The following is a 4,309-nucleotide window of genomic DNA, read 5'->3' on the forward strand; positions in this document are numbered from 1 at the left end:
CCTGCGAAACAACCCGCCTTGATTTAGCTGCCCTAGGGTAAGTTTGGCAACATTCCCAATCCTTGACGCAGCGGAGCAAGGCATTGGGATAGAACAATGTTTCTGCGGAAAGAACCGCGCCACCCCGCACCGCCACGAGTACCCCGACCCTGTCAGCCGCTTCCCGGTGCCAAAGCAGCGAGTCGCGGGTGAGTCGCGGCTTGTGCCCCCGGCAAGCGGGCGACGGAACAAGGCAGCCTTAGCGGCAGGATGTCGAAACGCCGGGCAATCCCAGCCCTTCGAGACGCCGGATCTCGGCCTCTGGCAGAGTGGATCGCGGCCCGTCCAGCATGCCATAGCTCAGCGCTCCGGCTGCACCGGCATCCCGCACCTGGGCCTGCATGCGCCCGTCCATCACCGGTGTGCGCCCGGGGTTGTAGCGCATCTGCACCGTCGAGGTCATCAGGCTGTGATCCGCCCGGTTGGTGCCGTCCTGCGGCCGGGTCAGGAAGACGTCGATGAAATCAAGCCCCCGGGCGGCGGCCCTGCGCCGGGCGATTCCCGCGGCTTCGGCGACGAGCTCGTCGCGCCCCTGAAGATCCGACGAGGCGAAGACCCGTTCGCGGCGTTGGCCGCCCGCGCTGCTGTCTTCGACCGCCCAGACCCGGCACTCGGCCAATGCTGCGCCCGCGGACACCGAGACCGACACGATAGCCAACGCCAAGATTGCTTTACCAAGCATGATCGTCACGCCCGAAAAGCCGAAGATTGCGGCAACCCGGTTCGTTTGGCAATCAGCCCCAGGACGGGCCGCCGTCCCTCACCCCACCCGCGCCGCCAGTCTCAGCGCGTGGCTGGGGTCCTGCGTCGCGCCGGGCATGACGGGGTCATAGGCGGCGCGGATCACGGCGGCGATCTCGGGGCGCAGGACGGCGACACCCTTGGCGCGGGCCAGCGGCGGCAGGTCGCGGAAGGCGTCGTCGCCCCAGAGCAGGATTACCTGCACCGCCTGCAGCAGGGCCAGATCCTCGGCCGGGACTTCGGCCATCGGGCCGTCCATGCGGATGAAGGCGAAGGCGGCCTTGATCGCGCCCTGAGCGTCGAACCGGAAGGCGCGGTACTGGTTGGCGTCCTGTGCCTTCAGCTTTGGGACCAGCGCCTCCAACCCCTCGACCAGGCGGTCGAGGTCGGGGACGGCCAGCAATTCGTCCCAGTCGCGGAAGAAGAAGATCATCAGATTGGCGCCCAGCTCGGGGTCCGTCTCGGCCATCTTGTGGCCCGCAAGCGACACAACCGCCTCGATGGCACCCTTGACGGTGGCGAGCGTGGCATCGTCGACGCCGAAGACCACCGGGGCCAGCGGACGGCCCCAGCGGGCGAAGACATAGCGGCCGTCGGGGCGGGTGAAGAGGCGGGTCATCTGGTCAGGGTTCATGCGAGAGATCGGGCAATGCGGGGATAGAAAGCGGCCTGCGACAGGCCGCGGGCGGCGTTGAAGAGCATCAGCGACAGCCAGAGCCCATGGTTGCCCATGGACCAGGTCAGCCAGACGCAGAGCGTGTAGGTAGCGGCCGAAAAGGCGGCGGTCAGGACCATTTCCCGGGTGAGCGTGGCGCCGATGAAGATGCCGTCGAACATCCAGGCGGCGATCCCCACCAACGGGGCCGCGACCACCCAGGGCAGGTAATGGCGGGCCTCGTCCCGGACATCCTCGGCCGTGGTCATCAGGTCGATGATCGCCGGGCCGAGGAGGGCGAAGAGCGCCGCCATCAGCCCCGCCCCCGCCAGCCCCCAGGTGGAGGTGAGGCGCACGCTCTCGGCCAGCCTGGCGCGGTTGCGGGCGCCGACGGCCTGGCCGACCAGCGTCTCGGCGGCGAAGGCGAAACCGTCCAGCAGATAGGCCATGACCTCCAGGAATTGCAGCAGGATCTGGTTGGCGGCGATGGTCAGGTCGCCCCGCCCGGCGCTGAGGAACAGGAAGGCGGTGAAGCAGCCCTGCAGCAGGACCGAACGGACCATGATATGGCCGTTGACCGTGGCCATGCGCTTGAGCTTCAGCGCGTCGAAGATCCGGGCGCCGGTGGCTTGCAGCCCGTCCCGGACCAGCCAGAGGCCGAAGGCCAGCCCCGACCATTCGGCGATCAGCGTGGCCAGCGCCACCCCCGGCACGCCCCAGCCGAGGCCGAGGACGAACCACAGGTCCAGCGCGATATTGGCGCCGTTGGTGATGACCTGCAGCACCATCACCGCCCGGGTCCGCTCCAGCGCGATCAGCCAGCCGGTCAGCGCATACATGCCGATGGTCGCCGGCGCCCCCCAGATGCGGATCTGCAGGTATTGCGCGGCCAGCCCCTCGACCTCGGCCGAGCCCGGGGCGAGGCGGAAGGCACCCCAGATCAGCGGCAGCTGCAGCGCGATCAGCAGCCCGCCGACCGCCCCGGCAATCAGGAGCCCGCGCTTCAGGATCGCCCCCGTCTCGGCCACATCGCCCGCGCCATGGGCCTGTGCGGCAAGCCCCGTCGTGCCCATGCGCAGAAAGCCGAACATCCAGAAGAACGCCGACAGGATCACCGCGCCCAGCCCCACCGCACCGATGGGCGCCGCCTCGCCCAGCTGCCCGACCACCGCGGTATCGACCAGCCCCAGCAGCGGGACCGTGACATTCGCGGCGACGATCGGCAGGGCGATGACCAGCACCCGGCGGTGGGTCAGCGGGGTCATTCGGGCGCGGCCAGCGGCTGGCGCGTGGGGATCAGGAAATGCCCGGTCGCCTGGGCGAAAAGCCGCGCGCGGTTGTCCTGCCAGGCCTCGACATGGACCGAGGCATAGCGCCGCCCCGAGCGGTTGACCCGGGCCCGCGCATAGGCGTCGCGCGGCAGGCCCGAGCGCAGGTAATCCACCGTGAAATCAATGGTCTTCGGCAGCCGCGGCAGATGCTGGGCATCCAGCGCCCGGGGGTCGAGCGTGCCCTTCTCCATCTCTTCCCAGAGCATGGACCAGCTCAGCTCGATCATCGCCGTGATCTCGAGGAATGCGGAGGTCACGCCGCCATGGATCGCCGGCAGGAAGGGATTGCCGATCAGCTTCTCGTCGAAGGGCAGGGTCGCGGTCAGCTCGTCGCCGCGGCGGTCGAACTGGATCCCCAGCCACTGGACATAGGGGATACCGCCGATCAGCGCCTTCAGCGCGCTGTCGCGGCGCTGCTTGACGACCTGCACGGGCTCGGGCTTGGCGCGGCTCACTGGCCGCCCTCCCGCGTCACGCTTTCCATGGTGAAGGCGCCCGAGGCGGTGGCGACCGGCAGGCCCTCGTCCTCGTCATGGGCGGTGGCGCGGACGAAGGCGACGGTGCGGCTGGCGTGGAAACACTCGGCCCGGGCGATGATCCGCTGGCCGGGCTTCGCCGCCCGCATATAGTCGATGCGCAGGTCCAGCGTCGCCGTGCCCCGCGCCCCCGGATAGGACATGACAGCAGCGCCGCAGCAGGTGTCCATCAGCGCCGAAACCGCGCCCCCGGCAATGACGCCCGTCGCCGGATCGCCGATGAACCGCGCGTCATAGGGCATGGAAATCACCGCCCGCCCGTCGCCGATCTCCTCCAGCTGCATGCCCAGCGCCCGCGAATGCGGGATCGCCTCGATGAAACGCTGCGCGGGAGAGGGGTCGGTCATGGGATGTCCTGCCTGTGGCTCGCTCCCCCAGCCTTGGCGCGATCCGGCCCCCTTGGCAAGGCCCCGGTGAGGCGCGCCAAGGCGGTTGCACCCGCCCCGGCCGCGCCTTACGCTGCGACAGCCGCCGCCGAGCGCGGCTATTCCTGTGAGTGAGGCCGCAGCCGGGCAATGAGCGAATCGAGACTGTCGTTCAAGGAGATGTGCGCGCGTTTCGACGTGACGCCGCGCACGCTGCGCTACTACGAATACATCGAACTGCTGACCCCCGAGAAGGAAGGCCGCAACCGCTTCTACGGCCCGCGCGAGGTGGCCCGGATGACGCTGATCCTGCGCGGCCGCCGATTCGGCTTCGCGCTGGAGGAGCTGCGGCAATGGCTGCTGATCTATGAAAAGCAGGGCACCAAGCCGCAGTTCGAGGCCTTCGTCGGCATGGCCGACCGCCAGCTGGGCGAACTGACCCGCCAGCGCGACGAACTGGCGGTGACCATCGCCGACCTCAAGGCGTTGCGCGACGAGGTTGAACGGCTGGCGGCCGAGTCCTGAGCCGGGGCCGGGTGGAAGCGGGGGGCCAGCCCCCCGCGCCCCCCGCCAAAGGGGGTTTTCCACCCCCTTTGGAAACCCCCGAGGATATTTAGAGAACAAAGATGAAGGTTAAGAGGG

6 protein-coding genes are annotated in these 4,309 nt (G+C 69.0%); 1 reads left to right on the top strand and 5 read right to left on the bottom strand.

Annotated features, from left to right (window positions below):
• Positions 1–238 precede the first annotated feature (238 nt).
• The 5 genes from VDQ18_RS22955 to VDQ18_RS22975 all read right to left on the bottom strand — a co-directional run bounded on the left by VDQ18_RS22955 (position 239) and on the right by VDQ18_RS22975 (position 3,649).
• The gene (locus tag VDQ18_RS22955; RefSeq protein ID WP_323023178.1) at positions 239–721 is read right to left on the bottom strand and encodes a hypothetical protein; all 483 of its coding nucleotides are present in this window, start codon (positions 719–721) and stop codon (positions 239–241) included.
• Positions 722–799: 78 nt separating this feature from the next.
• Positions 800–1,414: a hypothetical protein gene (locus tag VDQ18_RS22960; RefSeq protein ID WP_323023179.1), complete on the bottom strand. Its 615-nt coding sequence runs from the start codon at positions 1,412–1,414 to the stop codon at positions 800–802.
• Positions 1,411–2,700 (bottom strand): MATE family efflux transporter, encoded by a 1,290-nt coding sequence (locus tag VDQ18_RS22965; protein ID WP_323023180.1) that lies wholly within the window; start codon positions 2,698–2,700, stop codon positions 1,411–1,413. Before VDQ18_RS22965 ends, VDQ18_RS22960 begins: the two co-directional genes overlap by 4 nt.
• Positions 2,697–3,221 (bottom strand): PaaI family thioesterase, encoded by a 525-nt coding sequence (locus VDQ18_RS22970; protein WP_323023181.1) that lies wholly within the window; start codon positions 3,219–3,221, stop codon positions 2,697–2,699. Before VDQ18_RS22970 ends, VDQ18_RS22965 begins: the two co-directional genes overlap by 4 nt.
• Positions 3,218–3,649: a PaaI family thioesterase gene (locus tag VDQ18_RS22975; protein WP_323023182.1), complete on the bottom strand. Its 432-nt coding sequence runs from the start codon at positions 3,647–3,649 to the stop codon at positions 3,218–3,220. Before VDQ18_RS22975 ends, VDQ18_RS22970 begins: the two co-directional genes overlap by 4 nt.
• Before the next feature lie 168 nt (positions 3,650–3,817).
• Here VDQ18_RS22975 and VDQ18_RS22980 point away from each other — a divergent pair, with 168 nt between their 5' ends.
• Positions 3,818–4,192 (top strand): MerR family transcriptional regulator, encoded by a 375-nt coding sequence (locus tag VDQ18_RS22980; protein ID WP_107755159.1) that lies wholly within the window; start codon positions 3,818–3,820, stop codon positions 4,190–4,192.
• Positions 4,193–4,309: the final 117 nt, after the last annotated feature.

Source organism: Pararhodobacter sp. (assembly GCF_034676075.1).
In the GTDB taxonomy this organism is placed as follows: Bacteria; Pseudomonadota; Alphaproteobacteria; order Rhodobacterales; family Rhodobacteraceae; genus Pararhodobacter.

Excerpts from the sequence above, each read along its gene's own strand:
- VDQ18_RS22955 (WP_323023178.1), bottom strand. The coding sequence starts at position 721 with ATGCTTGGTAAAGCAATCTTGGCGTTGGCTATCGTGTCGGTCTCGGTG.
- VDQ18_RS22960 (WP_323023179.1), bottom strand. The coding sequence starts at position 1,414 with ATGAACCCTGACCAGATGACCCGCCTCTTCACCCGCCCCGACGGCCGC.
- VDQ18_RS22965 (WP_323023180.1), bottom strand. The coding sequence starts at position 2,700 with ATGACCCCGCTGACCCACCGCCGGGTGCTGGTCATCGCCCTGCCGATC.
- VDQ18_RS22975 (WP_323023182.1), bottom strand. The coding sequence starts at position 3,649 with ATGACCGACCCCTCTCCCGCGCAGCGTTTCATCGAGGCGATCCCGCAT.
- VDQ18_RS22980 (WP_107755159.1), top strand. The coding sequence starts at position 3,818 with ATGAGCGAATCGAGACTGTCGTTCAAGGAGATGTGCGCGCGTTTCGAC.